This is a genomic window from Streptomyces sp. NPDC111507, from assembly GCF_055638955.1.
This window is the reverse complement of sequence record NZ_JBVKBU010000015.1, coordinates 137954-157488: the sequence shown is the minus strand read 5'-3', so window position 1 is coordinate 157488 and position 19535 is coordinate 137954. Positions and strand designations below refer to the sequence as shown.

General features: G+C 70.4%; 15 protein-coding genes and 1 pseudogene. 7 read left to right on the top strand and 9 right to left on the bottom strand.

What is annotated here, in order from left to right:
* Positions 1-3: 3 nt before the first annotated feature.
* From ACZ7M2_RS40550 to ACZ7M2_RS40535, 4 genes and pseudogenes are all read left to right on the top strand, one after another.
* Positions 4-4254: a HAMP domain-containing protein gene (locus ACZ7M2_RS40550; protein ID WP_471599581.1), complete on the top strand. Its 4251-nt coding sequence runs from the start codon at positions 4-6 to the stop codon at positions 4252-4254.
* The gene (locus ACZ7M2_RS40545) at positions 4251-4967 is read left to right on the top strand and encodes a response regulator (protein ID WP_471599580.1); all 717 of its coding nucleotides are present in this window, start codon (positions 4251-4253) and stop codon (positions 4965-4967) included. The genes ACZ7M2_RS40550 and ACZ7M2_RS40545 overlap by 4 nt, the downstream gene beginning before the upstream one ends.
* A 368-nt stretch (positions 4968-5335) precedes the next feature.
* Entirely contained in the window at positions 5336-6250 is a 915-nt protein-coding gene (locus tag ACZ7M2_RS40540; RefSeq protein ID WP_471599579.1) for a hypothetical protein, read from the top strand.
* A 375-nt stretch (positions 6251-6625) separates the two neighbouring features.
* Positions 6626-6835: pseudogene (locus ACZ7M2_RS40535) on the top strand (peptide-methionine (R)-S-oxide reductase); the annotation flags it as partial.
* A gap of 3 nt (positions 6836-6838) precedes the next feature.
* On the opposite strand, the gene ACZ7M2_RS40530 reads toward ACZ7M2_RS40535, so the two are convergent.
* A complete protein-coding gene (locus tag ACZ7M2_RS40530) occupies positions 6839-7870 on the bottom strand; it encodes a lysylphosphatidylglycerol synthase transmembrane domain-containing protein (protein ID WP_471599578.1) in 1032 nt (343 codons plus the stop codon).
* 279 nt (positions 7871-8149) lie between these two features.
* Between ACZ7M2_RS40530 and ACZ7M2_RS40525 the strand changes: the two genes are divergently transcribed.
* The gene (locus tag ACZ7M2_RS40525; RefSeq protein WP_352048094.1) at positions 8150-8716 is read left to right on the top strand and encodes a cysteine hydrolase family protein; all 567 of its coding nucleotides are present in this window, start codon (positions 8150-8152) and stop codon (positions 8714-8716) included.
* 119 nt (positions 8717-8835) lie between these two features.
* On the opposite strand, the gene ACZ7M2_RS40520 is transcribed toward ACZ7M2_RS40525, so the two are convergent.
* Complete coding sequence (locus ACZ7M2_RS40520) at positions 8836-9429, bottom strand: TetR/AcrR family transcriptional regulator (RefSeq protein ID WP_471599577.1); 594 nt, start codon at positions 9427-9429, stop codon at positions 8836-8838.
* Between the two features lie 138 nt (positions 9430-9567).
* On the opposite strand from ACZ7M2_RS40520, the gene ACZ7M2_RS40515 reads away from it, so the two are divergent.
* On the top strand, positions 9568-10320 hold the full coding sequence (locus ACZ7M2_RS40515; RefSeq protein ID WP_471599576.1) for an NADPH-dependent F420 reductase: 753 nt from the start codon (positions 9568-9570) through the stop codon (positions 10318-10320).
* Between the two features lie 83 nt (positions 10321-10403).
* On the opposite strand, the gene ACZ7M2_RS40510 is transcribed toward ACZ7M2_RS40515, so the two are convergent.
* From ACZ7M2_RS40510 to ACZ7M2_RS40480, 7 genes are all read right to left on the bottom strand, one after another.
* On the bottom strand, positions 10404-12545 hold the full coding sequence (locus ACZ7M2_RS40510) for an ArnT family glycosyltransferase (protein ID WP_471599575.1): 2142 nt from the start codon (positions 12543-12545) through the stop codon (positions 10404-10406).
* Positions 12546-12702: 157 nt separating this feature from the next.
* Positions 12703-13644, bottom strand: coding sequence for a glycosyltransferase (locus ACZ7M2_RS40505; protein WP_471599574.1), 942 nt, complete (start codon positions 13642-13644; stop codon positions 12703-12705).
* A 140-nt stretch (positions 13645-13784) separates the two neighbouring features.
* Complete coding sequence (locus ACZ7M2_RS40500) at positions 13785-14387, bottom strand: GTP-binding protein (RefSeq protein WP_471599573.1); 603 nt, start codon at positions 14385-14387, stop codon at positions 13785-13787.
* A complete protein-coding gene (locus ACZ7M2_RS40495; RefSeq protein ID WP_471599572.1) occupies positions 14374-14730 on the bottom strand; it encodes a DUF742 domain-containing protein in 357 nt (118 codons plus the stop codon). Before ACZ7M2_RS40495 ends, ACZ7M2_RS40500 begins: the two co-directional genes overlap by 14 nt.
* 1 nt (position 14731) lies before the next feature.
* The gene (locus ACZ7M2_RS40490) at positions 14732-15163 is read right to left on the bottom strand and encodes a roadblock/LC7 domain-containing protein (protein ID WP_352048101.1); all 432 of its coding nucleotides are present in this window, start codon (positions 15161-15163) and stop codon (positions 14732-14734) included.
* An 11-nt stretch (positions 15164-15174) separates the two neighbouring features.
* A complete protein-coding gene (locus tag ACZ7M2_RS40485) occupies positions 15175-17604 on the bottom strand; it encodes a sensor histidine kinase (protein ID WP_471599571.1) in 2430 nt (809 codons plus the stop codon).
* Between the two features lie 115 nt (positions 17605-17719).
* Entirely contained in the window at positions 17720-18739 is a 1020-nt protein-coding gene (locus ACZ7M2_RS40480; RefSeq protein ID WP_471599570.1) for a substrate-binding domain-containing protein, read from the bottom strand.
* A 312-nt stretch (positions 18740-19051) separates the two neighbouring features.
* On the opposite strand from ACZ7M2_RS40480, the gene ACZ7M2_RS40475 reads away from it, so the two are divergent.
* Entirely contained in the window at positions 19052-19516 is a 465-nt protein-coding gene (locus ACZ7M2_RS40475) for a cupin domain-containing protein (protein ID WP_471599569.1), read from the top strand.
* Positions 19517-19535 lie beyond the last annotated feature (19 nt).

The window sequence follows — 19535 nt, the reverse complement described above, 5'->3', positions numbered from 1 at the left end:
GCCATGACACTCGACTCGGCCCCGCCTCCCGCTTCCCCCGCCCCGCCTTCCCCGGAATCCGCTGCCCGGCCGGGCTCCGCCCCTGACGGGCACTGGGTGCGCACCGCCGAGCTGTGGCCGTTGCTCGGGGCGATGAATTCTTTGTGTGACGGCGATTTCACCGTCCGTGTGGAGAGTGTGCATGAAGGCGTCCTGGCCGAGATGGCGGGGGTGCTCAACCAGATCGGCGCGCGGAACGCGCATCTGGCTTCGGAGCTCCAGCGGGTGCGCCGCGAGGTCGTGCGCCAGGGCAGACTGGACGAGCGGATCGCAGCGAGCCCCGGGCAGGGGGCATGGGCGACGAGCGTGGACGCGGCGAACCAGCTCGTGGAGGCGTTGGTGGCTCCGGTCGCGAACGCGACGCGGGTGCTGGACGCGGTCGCGGCCGGTGATCTGACGCAGCGGGTGGATCTGCGCGACGGCAACCGCCAACTCCGCGGTGACCTGCGGCGCCTGGGGTGCGTGGTGAACCGGATGGTCGACCAGCTGTCCCTGTTCACGGGCGAGGTGACCCGGGTCGCACGTGAGGCCGGGACCGAGGGGCGGCTCGGCGGACGGGCCAAGGTGCAGGGCCTGTCGGGCGACTGGCGTTACGTCACCGAGGCCGTCAATACCATGGCCGCGCGGTTGACGGCACAGGTGCGCGACATCGCGGTAGTGACGACGGCGGTGGCGCGCGGCGACCTGACCCAGCAGGTGACGGTCGAGGCGACCGGCGAGCTGCTGGAGCTGAAGCTCACCGTGAACACGATGGTGGACCAGCTTCGGGCGTTCGCGGACGAGGTCACGCGCGTCGCCCGCGAGGTCGGCACGGAAGGGCAACTGGGCGGACGTGCTCAGGTGCCCGGCGTCTCCGGGGTGTGGAAGGACCTCACCGACAACGTCAACTTCATGGCTTCGAACCTCACCTCGCAGGTCCGCAACATCGCCCAGGTGACCACCGCCGTCGCCAACGGCGATCTCAGCCAGAAGATCACCGTGGACGCAAGGGGCGAGATCCTGCAGCTCAAGAGCACCGTGAACACCATGGTCGACCAGCTGTCGGCGTTCGCGGACGAGGTCACGCGCGTCGCCCGCGAGGTCGGCACCGAGGGGCGGCTCGGCGGACGTGCTCAGGTCCGCGGCGTCTCCGGGGTGTGGAAGGACCTCACCGACAACGTCAACTTCATGGCCGACAACCTGACCTCCCAGGTCCGCAACATCGCCCAGGTCGCCACCGCCGTCGCACAGGGCGACCTCGGCAAGACGATCACGGTGGAGGCGAAGGGCGAGATCCTGGAGCTGAAATCGACGATCAACACGATGGTCGACCAGCTGTCGGCGTTCGCGGACGAGGTCACGCGCGTCGCCCGCGAGGTCGGCACCGAGGGGAACCTGGGCGGCCAGGCGCAGGTCCGCGGTGTCTCCGGGGTGTGGAAGGACCTCACCGACAACGTCAACTTCATGGCGCTGAACCTCACCTCGCAGGTTCGCAACATCGCGCAGGTGACCACCTCCGTCGCGAACGGCGACCTGTCGAAGAAGATCGATGTCGACGCCCGCGGCGAGATCCTGGAACTGAAGGACACCGTCAACACGATGGTCCAGCAACTGCGGGCGTTCGCGGACGAGGTCACGCGCGTCGCCCGCGAGGTCGGCACCGAGGGGCGGCTCGGCGGACGTGCTCAGGTCCGCGGCGTCTCCGGGGTGTGGAAGGACCTCACCGACAACGTCAACTTCATGGCCGACAACCTGACGTCGCAGGTCCGCAACATCGCCCAGGTCGCCACCTCCGTCGCGCAGGGCGATCTGTCGAAGAAGATCGATGTCGACGCGCGCGGCGAGATTCTGGAGCTGAAGACCACCATCAACACGATGGTGGACACGCTCTCCTCGTTCTCCTCCGAGGTCACCCGTGTCGCCCGCGAGGTCGGCAGCGAGGGGCAACTGGGCGGCCAGGCCCGCGTCGAGGGCGTCTACGGAACGTGGAAGCGGCTGACCACCAGCGTCAACGAACTCGCCTCGAACCTCACCACCCAGGTCCGCGCGATCGCCGAGGTCGCCAGCGCCGTCACCCAGGGAGACATGTCCCGCGCCATCTCGGTCGAGGCACAGGGCGAGGTCGCCGAGCTGAAGAACAACGTCAACCTCATGGTGGCCAACCTCCGCGAGACCACCCGCGCCAAGGACTGGCTGGAGTCCAACCTCGCCCGCATCGCCGGCCTCATGCAGGGCCACCGCGATCTCGTCGAGGTCGCCGACCTGATCCTGCGCGAGCTGACACCCCTGGTGAACGCGCAGTTCGGGGCATTCTTCCTGACCGAGGCGGCCGCCAGGCCGGGCGAGGGGCTTCAGTTCATCGCCGGCTACGGCACCGACGCGGCCAGCGGGAGCGGCCCGCTGCTCGACTCCGGGACTCCGGGCCGCGGGCTGATCACCCAGGCCGCCCTGGAGAAGAAGCGCATCCTCATCGCCGACGTCCCCGCGGACTACATCACCATCAAGTCCGGGCTCGGCGCCGCACTCCCGGCCAACGTCGTCATCTTGCCGATCCTCTTCGAGGACCAGGTACTCGGAGTGATCGAGCTGGCCTCGTTCAGTAGATTCAGCGACGTACACCTCGCCTTCATCGACCAGTTCGTCACCACCATCGGCGTTTCCATCAACACCATCATCGCCAACTCCCGAACCGAGTCCCTGCTCTCGGAGTCCCAACGCCTCACTACCGAGCTGCGCAAGCGCTCGGATGAGCTCCAGCGGTCCAATGCCGCGCTGGAGGAGAAGGCCGCCCTGCTCGCCACCTCCTCGCAGTACAAGTCCGAGTTCCTGGCCAACATGTCGCACGAGCTGCGCACCCCGCTCAACTCGCTGCTGATCCTGGCGCAGTTGCTCGCCGACAACCCGGACGACAGGCTGTCCGACCAGGAGGTGCAGTTCGCGGCCACCATCCACCGTGCAGGCTCCGACCTGCTCCAGCTGATCAACGACATCCTCGACCTGTCGAAGATCGAGGCGGGCCGGATGGATGTGCGGCCGAAGGCCTTGCCGCTGGTCAAGCTGCTGGAATACGTGCAGGCCACGTTCCGCCCGCTGACCCTCGACAAAGGCCTGACCTTCGAGGTCACGGTCGGCGAGAACGTGCCGAGTGAGCTGCTCTCGGACGAGCAGCGCCTCCAGCAGATCCTGCGCAACCTGCTGTCCAACGCCGTGAAGTTCACCTCGTCCGGCGGCGTGGAACTGCGCGTCGAGCGCGTGCCGGGAACGAAGTTCGAGGACCGGACGCTGCGGAACGCCGAGACCGTCATCGCGTTCTCGGTCAGGGACACCGGCATCGGCATCCCGCCCGAGAAGCTTTCGGTGATCTTCGACGCGTTCCAACAGACCGACGGGACTACCAGCCGCAAGTACGGGGGCACCGGGCTCGGGCTGTCCATCAGCCGCGAGATCGCCGGGCTGCTCGGCGGCCGCATCGTCGCCGAGAGCGAACTGGGCGTCGGATCCCGCTTCACCCTCTACGTTCCGTCGCGTCACCCCGGCGTTCCCCCCGAGCCCGACCCGGCGGCGCCGCGGACCACGGCCACCACCCCCGCTGCGCTCCTCGGACAGGCCGGACCGTCGCCGTCCGCTGCCGACTACGCGCCGAGCGGCGTCTTCGGCAGCGCGGACAGTCTGATCGGCAGGGGAACTCCGGAGGCCGCCGACGGCCGCGACGACACCTGGCCGGAGACGACACGACTCAAGGAGTGGCTGAGCGGGCGCCCCGGCCGCGTGCTGGCAGGGCGCCGCATCCTCATCGTCGACGACGACATCCGGAACGTCTTCGCGCTCACACATGTGCTGGGCCGCGTCGGCATCACCGTGAAGTACGCCGAGAACGGCCGTGAAGGCATCGAGGTCCTCGACCGGTCTCCCGACATGTCGCTGGTCCTGATGGACATCATGATGCCCGAAATGGATGGATATGAGGCGATACGGGCCATCCGGCACACGCCCCGCCTCGCCGACCTGCCGATCATCGCGCTCACCGCCAAGGCCATGCCGGGCGACCGCGAGAAGGCGATCGACAGCGGCGCCTCCGACTACGTCCCCAAGCCCGTGGACGTGGACCGCCTGCTGACGGTCATCTGCGACCTGCTCGACCCGCAGGACGCCCTACCGGCACCGGAGCCAAGAACCGCGGAAGAACCACACACCGTCGAGAAAGACGAAAAAATCCCGCCGAGGCAGAAGCCATGAGCCCGACCACACCCGAGAAGGCCAACATCCTGATCGTCGACGACATGGAGGAGAACCTGGTAGCGCTGGAGGCCGTACTCGGCTCACTCGACCAGCAGTTGGTACGCGCCCACTCCGGAGAGGAGGCCCTCAAGGCGATGCTGCGCCAGGAGTTCGCGGTCGTGCTGCTCGATGTCCTGATGCCTGGCATGGACGGCTTCGAGACCGCCGCCAGCATCAAGCGCCTGGACCAGACCAAGGACGTTCCCATCATCTTGCTGACCGGGACCGACGCCGACACGGACTACATCTACCGGGGATACGCGATCGGCGCCGCCGACTTCCTGACCAAACCCTTCGACCCGTGGCTGCTGCGCACCAAGGTCAACGTCTTCCTGGACCTGCACCGCAAGAACCGCCAGCTCGCCGCACAAGCGGAGCAGCTGCGGCGGCTGCTGGTCGGCGAGAGGACGCCGGCGGAATCGACGGGACCAGCGGGGTCCCCAGAACCCGTGAAATCCAGGGGAGATGCCCTGGACAAGCTGCGAGGAGGGACCACAGGCACCGGTGCGGCGGCGGACAGCGGCGAGCGGCTGGCGGAGATCACCGAGCGGCTCGCCCAGATCGAGCTGCAACTGCGCGACGCCGAAGGAACCGCGTCAGCCGAGCTCGCCGACCGCATCGCCGACCTGGAACGTGCCGTCAGCACCCTGCGGGTGCGCCGGGACACCTGACCTGCGTATGCACGTACCTGCCGGGGTCTCCCAGCCGATCACGGCCCCGCCCCGGCCGCCTGCCGCGCAGGTCGGGCGCGTCGGCTTTGCGGGCAGGTCCCGCACGATCCGTGGGTGGGGGTGGCGGGAACCCTGCATACGCGACGAACGCGTCGAACCACTCGCGGGCAGGGGGCAACGAAATTGAACCGCTGACTTGTACTGACTGTAGTGGCGCGTGGTCGGGTTTGCTGCCCGTAGCGTGCTGCAGGGCGCCGACCGGAGTGGCTCGTGAACCGCTTGCCGAAGTCTGGTTCTCCCGGGGTGTGTTCTCCGTCCGGCGCTCGTCCGCGGCCTGACTCAACAGAGGCGTGACCCGGGTTTTCTTGGTGCCACTGCGTGTCCACCGGCGCTGCGAGAACCCGATGTTCACCGGTAGCAACGAGATCACGTACGACGGGCTGATGGTCCACGGGATCGGCGACCAAAGCGAGTTCGGCCCGTTGCCACGCAGCTTCTGGTGGGACGTGCACACCGGACGCTTCGTCGTGTCCGAGTTGCTGGACCGGGGGGTGACCCCGATCCTGTCCGGCCGCGACGCCGACAAGCTCCGCGCACTGGACGGCGCGGCAGCCGTGACCAACTGCGCCGGGCCGTTCGCCGCGAGGGCCGCACCGGTCATCGAGGCGGCGCTGCGCGCACGGATCACCCACCTGGACGTCGCGGCCGAAGTGGAGGCCGTCGCCGACACGTTCGCGCACCTCGCGGACCGGGCCCACAACGCCGGAATCGTGGTCGTGCCCGCGGGGCGTTCTACGGGGGCCTCGGCGACCTGCTCGCCACCGCAGCGCTGGGCGACGCCTCGGCGGCCGAGGGGGTGCACATCGCGTACGCCCTCAGCAGCTGGCATGTACGGGACGCGCAAGGCCACTCAGGTCTCCCGGGGCCGGCGCGAGGGCCGACGGCTCGTTTATGGGAAGGGCCGCCTGAAGCTGCGTACCGACGAAGCACCCACCGGCCAGTGGTCCTTTCCCGCTCCGGTCGGAAACCGGGCGGTGGTCGGCGAGTTCACCACGGCGGAAAGCGTGACCATCCCACGCCACCTGTCCGCCCCGGACATCCACACCTGCATGACGCTCGAGGCCATCAAGGACGTGCTGGCCCCGGACGCCGCACCCTCGGCGCCGGTCGACGAGCGAGGGACAGGTCAAGACGGTCGGGGTCGCCGCACCCGGCGAGATCTTCGATGCGCACACATTCCTGCGCTCACTGGCTCCGCACCACCTCTCGTACGAGCGCGGTGAGGCCGCGGCCGAGGGGAAGGAGCCCCTCACTCCTGGGACTTGAGGTTCTCCTGGCGGCCCGGTCGCGACCAGCAAAGGCGTGAACTCTACGAGGCTGCGCCTGGCACACCGTTGAGCACGTACGGATCGATGACTCGGACGCGGTCGGGATTCGTGGCGGGCATCCCGGCGGCGAGAGGGCCAAGTTCTGGCGCTGTTCCGTGGGCGAGGGCGCAGGTGGGCTCCGCCCCGTTATGCGGACATCCGCAAACGAGATGAAGCCCTCTTTGGTGAGCCTTGTCTGTTCTTTCTGCACGCCAGTGCTCACCTTGAGGGGCATGTCCGTTCCGCCTGGGGCTGCTGGGACCTATGAGGGTCTTGTTGTGAATGTGGCGCGGCTGGCCGTCCTTCTACGACCCGAAGGACTCCGACGCGGTCGAGCTGATCGCGGACCGCTCCCACGGGATGGTCCGCACGGAGGTGCGGTGCACCCGCTGCGGATCGCACCTCGGCCATGTCTTCGAGGGTGAGGGTTACCCGACGCCGACCGACCAGCGGTACTGCATCAACAGCATCTCGCTGCGGTTGGCACCGGACGGGGGCTGAGGTTCACAGCACCTCGCGATGGACGAGGGCCGAGAGGACGAGGGCGCCCGGGAGGAGGGGGATCCAGACCGTCAGGACGCGGTAGCCGATGACGGTTGCCGTGGCCAGGGACACGGGGGCGCCGTACGCGGCCATGGTGAGGACCATGGCCGCGTCGACCGGTCCGATGCCGCCCGGGGCGGGCACCGCGCCGACGGCGGTACTGGCGAGCAGCAGCGCGAGGACCACCTGGGCCCAGGACAGCGGCAGCCCGAGCGAGAACCCGACCGAGGCGATCACGCTCCCCTGGAACACCGGGGCGACGGCCGACCCGCCCCACAGGGCGAGGACGCGGCTGGGCCGGGTGTGCAGGGTCCGCGCCTCGGTCAGGGCGGTGCGTACGAAGCCCAGCGCCGGGCGGCGCAGCGGGCGTACGACCGTCAGGAGCAGGGCGGCGGTGGCGAGACCGAGCACCGCGGCCCCGGCGGCCATGAGCAACGTCCAGGTGTCCGGGGTGAGGTCGCCGAGTCGTAGCGCGTCCGGGAAGGCCACGAGGAAGACGACGAGCACCACCGTCTTCGCCAGCGGCTTGACCAGTGAGTACAGGGCGAGCGAGGCGGTGGCCCGGGCCAGGGGTATGCCGTTGCGCTGGAGGAAGCGCAGGGTGACGGCGTGGGCGCCGATGCTCGCCGGAAGGATGTGGTTGGCGGCGCCCGCGGCGAACTGCGAGGCGAGCAGCGGCCCGGGCGGCAGCCGTTCGGGCAGGGCACCTTGCCGCACGCACGCGGCGGTCACCCAGCCCAGGCAGGTGAAGAAGACCCCGGCCAGCAGCCACCAGGGATCGGCGGCGGCCAGCCGGGCGGCGCCCTCGCTCACCGCCCGCCAGTCGACCGCCGCCCACGTCCCGATCGCCAGGAGCGGCAGCAGGGTCAGCGTCAGACGGGTGAGACGGGTGAGACGGGTGAGACGGGTGAGACGGGTCAGGCGCGCGGCGGCGGGGGACCGGACGGGGGCGGGGCGCGCTACGGGGAGATCGTCGAGCGGGAGCTGGGACACGGCGCACATCGTCCTTCCACGTCACGCCCGCGGGACCGGCGGACGGACACAAGAAGAGGCTTGAGCGGAGGGGGACGAGGTGAACGTTCCCGCTCGGTGTGACGGCGCGGTGTCCGGGAGGGGAAGGGGCACCAGCGGCTGGGCGACACGGCCGGGCTCGTCGTCCTGTGAGGCAGGGCAGTTGGCGCTCCCGTCGTCGAAAGGTAGAAAAGGGGGGCGTACCCGGAACGCACCTGCCGAGTGCGATGGACGAGACGGACGAGACAATGGAGGCCCCTCATGACGACTCTGCCCGATCGGCCGAACACCGCGCTGCTCGTCATCGACGTCCAGAACGGGGTGGTGGCGGGCGCGCACCGGCGTGACGAGGTGGTCGCGAACATCGACACCCTGGTCGGCAAGGCTCGCGCGCAGGACGTGCCGGTGGTGTGGGTGCAGCACTCGGACGACCGGCTCAAGCGCGACAGCGAGAGCTGGCAGTACGTGCCGGAACTGATCCGCCGCGACGCCGAGCCCCTCGTCCACAAGAACTACGGCGACTCGTTCGAGGACACCGACCTCGAGGCGCTGCTCGCCGAGCGCGGGGTGGGCCGACTGGTCGTCACGGGCGCGCAGACCGACGCGTGCATCCGCGCCACCCTGCACGGGGCCTTCGTCCGCGGGTACGACGTGACGTTGGTCGGTGACGCGCACACGACGGAGGACCTCAGCGCGTACGGGGCGCCGTCGCCGGAGCAGGTGATCGCGCACACCAACCTCTACTGGAAGTGGGAGAGCGCACCCGGGCGGCGCGGGGGCACCGTCGACACGGCGGACGTGACCTTCGCGGCGGCCGTCGGGGACTGAGCCGCCCCGATCGGCGGCCATCGGCGGTCGGCGCGCCCCACCCGCGCGCGCACGGCCCGTTCGACGGCGTGGCCGCGGTCCGTCGTCCCCGGGCCCGACATGCCCCCGGGGTAGTGGATCTACCGCGGTGCGAGTGCGGCGAAGGCCTCGTCGATCAGATCGTCGAGGTCGAGGGTGCCGTCGGAGGCGGTCCAGTGGTTGACGGCGATGTTCAGACAGTCGACCGCGGCGGCGGCCCGCACCAACGGGCCCAGGGCCGAGGGCCGCGAGGGGGCCGCACGCTCGGCGAGGGCCTCGGCGATGACCGGGCGCCAGCCGTTCTGCTTCTCCATGCTGCGCGCGCACAGTGCGGGGGTCTTCATGATCAGACGGGACAGCGCGAGCGCGCCGGCCGGGTCCTGCCGGTGATGCTCGACGACCGTGCCCAGGGCGTGTCGCAGCGCCGTCCAGTCGTCCTCGCCGGCCGGGCGGGCGCGCAGCGCGTCGGCGATCCGCCCACCCTGGGCGTCCACCGCGTCGAGGACGGCGTCCTCCTTGGTGCCGAAGTAGCGCAGGAAGGTGCTGCGGGACACCCCGGCCGCCGCGGCCAGGTCGTTGACGGTGACGTTCTCGAAGCCCTCGCGTCGGAACAGCTCGAAGGCCACCTGGGCCAACTCGGCCCGGATGGCGGCCCGTGCGATGTCCCTCGTGCTCGTACGCGCTGCTCCGTCCACCTCGGGATGGTACCGCTCACCAGCTCCCCGCTCGCCATAGTGAGTTACGGACGCTAGTGTGACACTGAGTTCCATGATTGACATATAGCTTCACTCTTGATCGATCTGCCTCACATCACATCAGCGGGAGAACCCACCGTGACGAAGCCCCTTGGACTCATCGGCAGCGGCATGATCGGCGGCGGGCTGGCCCGCCTCGCCGTGGCGGCCGGAGTGGACGTCGTACTCAGCAACTCGCGCGGACCGGAGACACTCGCCGGCCTCGTCGCCGAACTCGGCGGGCACGCGCGCGCGGCCACCCCCGAGGAGGCCGCCCGCGCCGCTGACCTGGTGGTGGCGACCGTGCCACTGAAGGCCTACGACCGGCTGCCCGCGGCGGCTCTCGCGGGCAAGGTCGTGATCGACACCATGAACTACTACCCGGACCGCGACGGCCGCATCGCCGAGCTGGACGCGGGCGGGCCGACGTCCAGCTCCCTGGTCCAGCGCCACCTGGCCGACTCCCGGGTGGTCAAGGCGTTCAACACCATCGACTTCCGGCGCCTGTTCCTCTCCGCCCGGCCCTCCGGCGCCGCCGACCGCAGCGCTCTGCCCCTCGCCGGTGACGACGCGGCCGCCAAGGCGCGGGTGGCGGAGCTGCTGGACGTTCTCGGGTACGACGCGGTGGACATCGGCACGCTCGCCGACAGCTGGCGCAGCGAGCCGGGCACCCCGGTCTACGTGCGGCCCTACCTCGCGACGCAGCCCGAGGGGCTGAGCCAGGAGGAGGCACAGCGCTGGTTCTTCGAGACCCCGGGCGTCCCGGTGCCCGCCGACCGGGTCAAGGAGCTGACCGACGCGGCGGTACGGCGCCCGGCGGGCGAAGCGCGGGCCACCCTCGCCCGGGACTGAGCGACGGAAAAGAACGGAAAGGAGGGGCGGGCCACCGGTGGGGGATGTCCGGTGGCCCGCCCCTGCCGGGGTGGACGGCTGGGTCAGCCGACGTCGGAGGCGTCCAGGCGGTACAGGCCGCCGGTGCTCGACGTGGAGGACGTGGAAGACGTGGAAGAAGAGGTGGTCGAGGACGAACCGGAGCTGTACGCCGAGGACTTGACGGCCGTGCCGTGTGCCTTGACCCAGGTGGCGATCTCGGAGTTCGTGCCCTGCCCGCCGTCGCTGCTGACGATGATGTAGTGCAGCTTGCCGGACGTCACCAGGCTCTTGAGCTTGGCGAGGGTCATGGCGTTGTCGCTGCCGGACCAGCCGCCCATGGAGATCACGGGCTGCCCGGACTCCAGGATGATCGAGGACGCGGTCTGGTCGGTGGCCACGGCCAGCAGCCAGGTCGCCCCGTCCTGATGCTTCTTCAGGTACGTGATCATCGCGGACGACACCTGCGTGCCGCCTCCGCCCGTCTGACCACCGCCTGTCCGGTCACCGCCCGTCTCGCCGTCCCCCGTCCCGCTGCCGCTCGGCCGGGTGCCGGAGCCCGAAGGCGCGGAGCCGCCGCCCGACGGGGGCTCACCCATGGACCGGCCGCCGGTACCACTCGTACGACTCGAACCGCTCGCGCCGCCCGGACCCCCTCCCATGCCACCCATGCCGCCACCGGTGCCGGGGCCGGCCGTGGGGTTGGTGCCGTTCGTGGCGGAGGTGGCCGCCGAGACCGAGTACGCGGCGGGGCCGGCCAGCAGGGCGACGACCGCGGCCAGCGCGGCGAAGCCGATGAGCCGGTCGCGTCGCGTGAAGCGTCCGGCGAGCAGGCCGAGCACCGCGACCGTGCCCGCGACGCCGACAACGATCTCCGCGACGGTGTACAGCGTGCCGGAGCCCGAGACCCGCTGGAGCAGCACGATCGCCCAGGCCGCACTGGCCGCGACGGCGGCAGGCAGCACCCAGCCCCTCCCCCAAGCTCTCGACTCCGCTCGAGCAGGGGGCGCCCCCATCGCCGTCGAGCCCTCACGGAAGGCCCGGTACAGGGTCACGCCGCCCCCACCGGCCAGGGCCGCGATGCCGGGGGCCATGGCGGTGACGTAGTACGGGTGGAAGGTGCCCTCCGCCAGGGCGAAGGTCAGGTAGTGCAGGACGAACCAGCCGCCCCAGAGCATGAGCGCCGCCCGCTCGGCGTCGGTGCGCGGCGCCCGGCCGCGCAGGACCAGACCCGCGATCAGGGCGATGGCCGCGAAGGGGATGAGCCAGGAGATCTGGCCGCCCATGATCTCGTTGAACAGCCGGTAGACGCCCGCGCTGCCGCCGAAGCTCGCACCGTTGCCCGCCGAGCCGACCGAGGAACCGGCGCCGAAGATACGGCCGAAGCCGTTGTAGCCGATGACCAGGTCCCAGACCGTGTTGTCGGTCGAACCGCCGATGTAGGGACGGGAGGAGGCGGGGATCAGGTCGACGACCACCATCCACCAGGCGCTGGAGACGACCAGGGCCACGGTGGCGACGGCGAGGTGGCGGATCCGGCGGCCCAGGGAGCCGCGCGCGGCCCACAGATAGACCAGGAAGAAGGCCGGCAGGACGACGTACGCCTGCATCATCTTGGTGTTGAACGCGAAGCCGATCGCGACGGCGGACCAGACGAGCGGCATCAGTCGGCCGGTGCGGACGGCCTTGAACAGACCCGCCGCGCCGAGCAGCATCAGGAAGACCAGGATCGGATCCGGGTTGGTGTCCCGGTTGATGGCGACGGTGATCGGGGTCAGCGCCAGTGCCAGCGCGGCGACGGTCGCCGCCACCGGGCCGAAGTCGCGCTTGACCATGCGGTGGAGCAGGGCCACGGAGCCGGTGCCCACCGCGACCATCGGCAGCGCCAACTGCCAGGTGCCGAAGCCGAAGGCGCGGGCGGACAGCCCCATCACCCACAGGGCGAGCGGCGGTTTGTCGACCGTGATGAAGCTGCCGGAGTCCAGCGCGCCGAAGAAGAACGCCTTCCAGCTCTTGGTGCCGCTGTAGACGGCCGCGTTGTAGAAGCTGTTGCCGCTGATGGAGGTGATGTTCCAGGCGTACAGGGCCGTCGCAGCGAGCAGGATCGCCCACAGCGCGGGGCGCGTCCAGCGGGGGTCTTCTGCGGGCGGTGCCGCCCGGTGTCGGCTGCTCGGTGAGGACGTGGGTGGTGGGGCGAGAGTCGTCATGACGCGGGCTCCAAGCGGGGAGAGGGAGTGCGACGCGGGCGCAGGGCCCGGAGCCGCATCAGGGCGAAGCGGGTGCGAAGGCGCCGAGGTGGGCGCCGACCGTGGTGATCAGGGCCGTGGTGATCAGGACCGTGGTGATCAGGGTCGTGCGGCCCGCTCACGCGGCTCTCGCCCGGGCGGGCGGGGCGGCGGCTGTCGCGGGCGGCGGCGTGCGCTCGGCTCCCGCGGCGGGCGGCGTACGCCCGGCGTCCGCCGCGGGAGCCCCGCCCCCACCGGGGCCGGGCTCCACGGAGGCGGCCCCGTGGGTGGCGCCCGTCATGTGCGCCGTACCGGCCCGGGGCGGTAGCGCGACGCGGGTGCGGCCGGTCAGGATCCGGCGTTGCATCCGGCCCATGCCCTTGAGGTCGTCGACGGCGGTGGCGACGATGTCGACCCGGCTGTCGGGGTCGTCGACCCAGTCCACCGGCACCTCGTGGATGCGCAGCCGGTTGCGCTCGGCCAGTACCAGCAACTCGGTGTCGAAGAACCAGGTGTTGTCCTCGATGTGCGGGGCGAGCGCCCGGAAGACCTCGGTGCGTACCGCCTTGAAGCCGCACTGCGCGTCCGAGAAGCGGGCAGCGAGCCCCAGCTTCAGGAGCAGGTTGTAGGAGCGGGAGATGAACTCGCGCTTCGGTCCGCGCACCACCGCCGCCTGGGGGTGCAGCCGGCTGCCGATGGCCAGGTCACTGTGACCGGACAACAGGGGCGCGACCAGCGGGAGGAAGCCGTCGAGTCCGGTCGACAGGTCGACGTCCATGTACGCGACCACGTCCGCCTCGGACCGGCTCCACACGTACTTCAGCGCGCGGCCCCGGCCCTTGGCCTCCAGGTGGACGGCGTGGACGTGTGGAAGACGGGCCGTCAGGCCGGTCGCCGCCTGCCAGGTGGCGTCCGTGCTCGCGTTGTCCGCGACGGTGATCCGGAACGGGAACGGGAAAGAGGCTTCGAGGTAGGCGTGGAGGCGGCCGATGCTGTCGCCGAGGACGTGTGCCTCGTTGTGGACCGGCACCACGATCTCGACCGACCGCTGCCGGACGCCTCCCGCGTTCGTTTCGTTCATGGCCCCGACGATCCGGGCCGGATCTGGGCCGTCGCTGAGCCCGCGCTGAGGGAAGGATGAGAATCAGGGAACTCACAGCTTCCGCACAGCCGGGCCCTGGCGGGTCACAGGAAGACCGGTGAACAGCCCCTTTCCCTACGTCAGTTGCGGCTGGGCGAGGCGATCAACTCGTCGATCAGAGTGATCAGTACGTCCCGGCACGACCCGCGCTCACGGGCGTCACAGAGCAGCACGGGGGTCCGTTTCGGCAGGGCCAGGGCGTCGCGGATCTCCTCGGGGGTGTACGGGTGCTGCCCGTGGAAGCCGTTGACGCCGACGACGAAGGGGATGCCGCGCCGCTCGAAGAAGTCGATGGCGGCGAAGCTGGACTCCGGCCTGCGGACGTCGATGAGGACCACGGCGCCCAGGGCGCCGATCGCGAGGTCGTTCCACATGAACCAGAACCGCTGCTGGCCCGGGGTGCCGAAGAGGTACAGGACCAGTTCGGGGCTGAGGGTGATCCGCCCGAAGTCCAGCGCCACGGTGGTGGCCCGTTTCTCCTCGATGCCGTCGAGGTCGTCGACGTTCAGACCGGCGGAGGTGAGGGGTTCCTCGGTGCGCAGCGGGACGATCTCGCTGACCGCCCCGACCATGGTCGTCTTGCCGACGCCGAACCCTCCGGCGATCAGGATCTTGACCGCGTCGGGAGCGGGGGGTGCGTCGGGTGCCGAAGTCCCGCGCGCGGCGGGGTCAGAGCCGGCCAAGGCCGTCCCTCACTTTCTGCAGCAGGTCCAGGTCCGGGGTACGGGAGACGAGACGCGGAGCCTGGACGGTGATCCGGCCCGCCTCCAGCAGATCGCAGAGCAGGATCACGACCACGCTCACCGGCAGGTCGAGTTCGGCGGCGAGTTCCGCCACCACGATGGGCTTCGCGCACAGCCGCAGGATCCGGGCGTGCTCGGGCTGCGGCCGGGTGGCGTCCTCGGGCGGCGGCTCCACCGCGGTCACCGACGTGATGAGGGTGAAGTCGGCGCGGCTGGGCCGGGTGCGGCCTCCGGTCAGCGTGAACGGCCGTACCAGCCGGCCGGCCGCGTCGCCTTCGCTCACCTCACTCGCCGTTGTCGGCCGCGGCGGCGATGCCCGCACGAGGTGCTGCCCTGAGGTGCTCGCCGATCTTCTTCACCAGCATGTTCATCTGGTACGCCACCACGCCGACGTCCGCGCCCTGGTTGGTGAGCACGGCGAGATGGGCGCCGGGGCCCGCGGCGGTGAGGATCAGATAGCTGTCGCGCATCTCGATCAGCGCCTGGCGCACCGGACCGCCGCGGAAGTCCATGCTGACGCCCTTGCTGAGGCTCATCAGGCCGGACGCGGTCGCCGCCAGCCGTTCGGCGTCGTCGCGGACGAACGCCGTGGACTTGCTGACGACGAGTCCGTCCTCGGAGAGCACGACGGCGTGGTTCACATCGGCGACCCGTTCCACCAGTCCGGTGAGCAGCTGGTCGAGCTGGCTGTGTGTGGCGGTGCTGGGGCGTGTCATTTCTCTGTCCTTCACGAGCGATCGGCGGGCGGAGTCCACGAGCGGTCTGCGGGCTGGGTCGGGGCCGGGTCCTCCCCGTGGTCGTACGACGGTTCCTCGCCCCCGTGGTCGTACGACAACTCCTCGTCGTCGCGGGCCCGGAGCGTCCCGCGCTGGAAGCCCGCGAGTGAGGAGGCGGCGCGTTCCGCGGTGAAGTCGGCGAGGTCGGTGGCGTCCTTGTCGTCGGCGTAGTCGGCCTCGGACGGCGCCGCCTCCTCCCGCAGCTCCGTGGCCAGGCTGGTCTGCGGCACCCGGCGCGGCAGCGGAGCAAGTCCGTCGCGGCGGGCGGCGCCCTGACCGGGGCCGGAGCGGGGCGCGGCCGAGTCGGTCGTGCGGGCCCGGGCGGAGGGGGGTGCCTCCTCCGCACGTTCATGGGGCCGGCGCTCCGGGACCGCGTCGTCGGCGGAGCCCTTCGCCGCCACGACCCCCGCCGGTACCGAGACCTCCCCGTCGGTGGCGGGGGAGTCGGGGGTCTCGCGGACCACGATGTCGTGCGGGATCAGCACGATCGCGGTGGTCCCGCCGTACGGCGAGGAGCGCAGGGTGACGGCGATGCCGTGCCGGGTGGCGAGCCGCGCGATCACGAACATGCCGAGCCGCAGGTCGTCGGCGAGTGCCACCACGTCGAACTGCGGGGCCACCGCCAACTGGGCGTTGAACGCGGCGTAGTCCTCCTCGGACAGGCCCAGGCCCCGGTCCTCGATCTCGACGGCCAGTCCCTTGGCCACCATCGCGGCCCGCACCCCCACCGGGCTGGGCGCGGGGGAGTAGGTGGTCGCGTTGTCGATGAGCTCGGCCAGCAGATGGATGACGTCGGCCACCGCGGGCGGGCTCAGGTACACCTCGTCGTCGGTGTGCACGTCCACCCGCTGGTACTGGGCGACCTCACCGACGGCGCTGCGCAGGATGTCGATCAGCGCGACCGGTTCGGTCCAGCTGCGCCGGGGCTGCTCGCCGCTGATGATGACGAGGTTCTCCTCGTAGCGGCGGAGCTGGCTGGCGGTGGAGTCGAGTTCGTACAGGCCCTTGAGGATCCCCGGGTCCTGGTGCTCGCGTTCCAGCGCGTCGAGCTTGCTGAGCTGAAGGTTGACCAGGTTCTGGCTCTGCCGGGCGATGCCCAGGATCACCTTCTGGAAGCCGCGTCGGGTGTCGGCGAGTTCCACCGCGGTGTACACCGCCGTGCGCTGGGCGGTGTTGAACGCCTTGGCCACCTGGCCGAGTTCGTCCTCGCCGTAGTCCAGGGGCGGGGTGGCGGACTCCACGTCGACCTTCTCGCCCCGATTCAGCCGGGTGACCACGTCGGGCAGCCGTTCCTCGGCGAGGCTGAGCGTGGCCATCCTGAGACCGCGCAGCCGCCGGGAGAGGGAGCGGGTGATGCGCCAGGACATCACGACGCAGACCAGCAGGGCGACGAGTCCGCCGGCGCTCAGCGCGGCCGCCTTGATCAGCAGGCTGTGGGCCTTGTCGGCGCTGCGGTCGAGCAGTTGCGTGGTCTGCTGTTGGATCAGGTTCGTGTACTGGTCGGAGATCCTGCCGAGCGCGGTGTTCCAGCGGGCGTGCGCGTCGGGCAGGTCGACCGTCCTGGCCACCCGGCCGTGGGCCGTCCGGGCCGTGATGATCTGGTCCTCGACGGTCTCCAGGGTCTTCCAGTCCTGGCTCTGGAGAACCCGTTCGACCTGGTCCTTCACGGTGCCGTGCAGCGAGTTGAGGACCTGGCTCTGGAAGACCCAGCGGCGCACGTCGACCCGCTGGGCGAACTGCTGCCACGACTCCTGGTCGAGCTTTCCCGAGGGCCAGGCCAGCGCCAGCTCGGCGTCCTCCTGGGCGACCAGCTCGGCCGCGTTCCCCACCGTGATCAGGGGCCCCGCCTGCGAGGTGAGGTCGCCGTCGTCGACCTGGGAGAGTTCCTGGAAGGCGTGGATCTGGTCGCCGATGATCGAGGTGTACTGGTCCAGGGCCTGCTGGGCGGTGATGTCGGTGGGGTGGTCCACCTGCCCCCGGTAGTACTCCAGGCTTCCCACCGAGGCGATGACCGAGTACATCCGGTCGCCGATCCGGGCGGGCGCGTTTCTGAAGTCCTCGGACCGGCGGACCAGTTTCGCGACCGCGACGTCCGTGCGCCCGCGCTGCCGGTCCAGGGCGGCCCGGGAACCGTGCGGCGAGGCCATCCAGGCGGCCGACAGGCTGCGCTCCTGTTGCAGCGCGAGCGTCGCCTCGGTGCCCATGGCACCCGTCGACCGGCTCAGCCCCGTCTGTTCGCGCAGTCGCAGCCCCTCCGAGAAGATCTGCGTCGTCGTCACACCCCACATGGCGGCGAGGGTGACGCTGGGGACCAGCGCCAGCAGGATCAGGGAGAGACGTATGGAGCCGAGACGGCGCCGGGCACCGGTCCGTGGAGACATCGTCGTCCTAGAGCGATCAGCGAGGAGAGGGTGCGCAGGATGCTATCCGTACAAGTGACCGTACGCACCGTGAGGGACGGAAAACCTTGGTGCCGCCTGTACGGGCGGTGGCCGGTCAGCGGGTACCGTTCGCCGCGAACTTCGCGACCGAGGACACGTTCTCCTTGGTGACGAACGCGGGTCCGGTGAGCACGGGGGCGGTTCCGCCGCCGCTGAAGTTGCCGTTGGAGTGGTAGAGCCAGAGCGAGTCCACGGCCAGGTAGCCCTGGAGATAGGGCTGTTGATCCACCGCGAACTGGACGTCCCCGCTCTGCACGGACTTCACCACGGTGCTGTTGAGGTCGAAGGTGGCGACCTGGGCCTTGCTGCCCGCCGTCTTCACCGACTTCACCGCGGCGAGCGCGAACTGCGCGCCCATCATGACCACTTCGTCGACGCTCGGGTCCTGGCGCAGTCTGGCCGTGACGGCGGTGCCCACCGCGTCCATGTCGGTGCCGTTCACATAGAGCATGTCGGTCTCGCCGCCGAACGCCTTCTTCACTCCGGCGCAGCGGGCCTCCAGGGCGATGTTGCCCTGTTCGTGGATGACACACAGGGCGTGCTTGGCCTTGAGCTCGTCCAGTTTGTCGCCGGTGGCCCGGCCCGCGACGCTCTCGTCCTGGCCGAAGTACTCCAGCAGGCCCTCGGACTTCCAGGCGTCGATCCCGGAGTTGAGACCGACCACGGGTATCCCCGCCGCCTTGGCCGCGCTGACCGCGCTCTGCATCGCCTCCGGCTTGGCCAGCGTCAGCGCGATGCCGTCCACCCGGTCGCGGATCGCGTCCCGCACCAGGCTGGCCTGGGCGGCGGCCTCGGAGTTGCTCGCGTACGTCAGGTCGATGTTGTCCTTGGTGGCCGCCGCCTGTGCGCCCTTGCGCACCAGTTCCCAGAACGCGTCTCCGCGGGCTCCGTGGGTGATCAGGGCGATCTTGATCCGGCCGGTGCCCGCCTTGCCCGCCGAGGCGTCGCTCGTGTCGTTCGAGCCGCCGGAGCCGGAGCAGCCGGCGGCGAGCAGACAGGCCGCGGCGACGGCGGCGACGAGGGCTGCGCGGTGCGGAGATCCGGTGAAGTGGTGAGGTGTGGGGGACATGTTCATGGGTGCGGCACCTCGCTGTGCGGCCCAGCGGCGGGTCGGGGAGAGTGAGATCGGTGCGATGTCGGGATGTTGTGCACCGACTGTCGTACTTTCGTTGGGCCGGAGCCAATCGTGTGTCACACTCGGCCGTCAAGTGAGCGGGCATATGCCGGAGATGGCCGGGGCGGGGGTGTCGCCGTCGCATCGTCACTAGTTGGACGCGTGGCGAGTGAGTTGGGTGGTATCGCACCTTCCGCATGGGGCACGAATGTTCAATGATGGTGCGCGGGCCTGCCGTTGGCGGGCTGTTGCGTTCACACGGGGGAGGACGAGATGACGCGTGAGGTTTCCGCTGTCCGGGCCGTGCTGCGTACGGGAGTGACGGGCGCCGCGGTCGTCGGCCTGTCGGCCATGTCGCTGGTCGCCGGGACCGCGTACGCGACTCCGTCCGGCCCCGGTGTCACCGCGACGGTGCTCTACCGGACCACCGTGGGGAACACGGACTACACGCTCCGGGAGATCACCATCCCGCCCGGCCAGAGCACCGGCTGGCACTATCACGACGGTCCCCTGTACGGCCTCGTGAAGAAGGGCACCCTGAGCCACTTCGACGCCACCTGCGCGCAGGACGGCAGCTACCCGGCCGGCCGTGCGATCACCGAGCCCGCGGGTCCCGGCCATGTGCACATCGGCCGCAACGAGGGCTCGGTCCCCGTCGTCCTGGACGTGCTGTACGTCCTGCCCCACGGCTCGCCGTTCTCGGAGGACGCGCCCAACCCCGGCTGCGACTTCCAATAGCGCCCGACAGGCTCTGGGC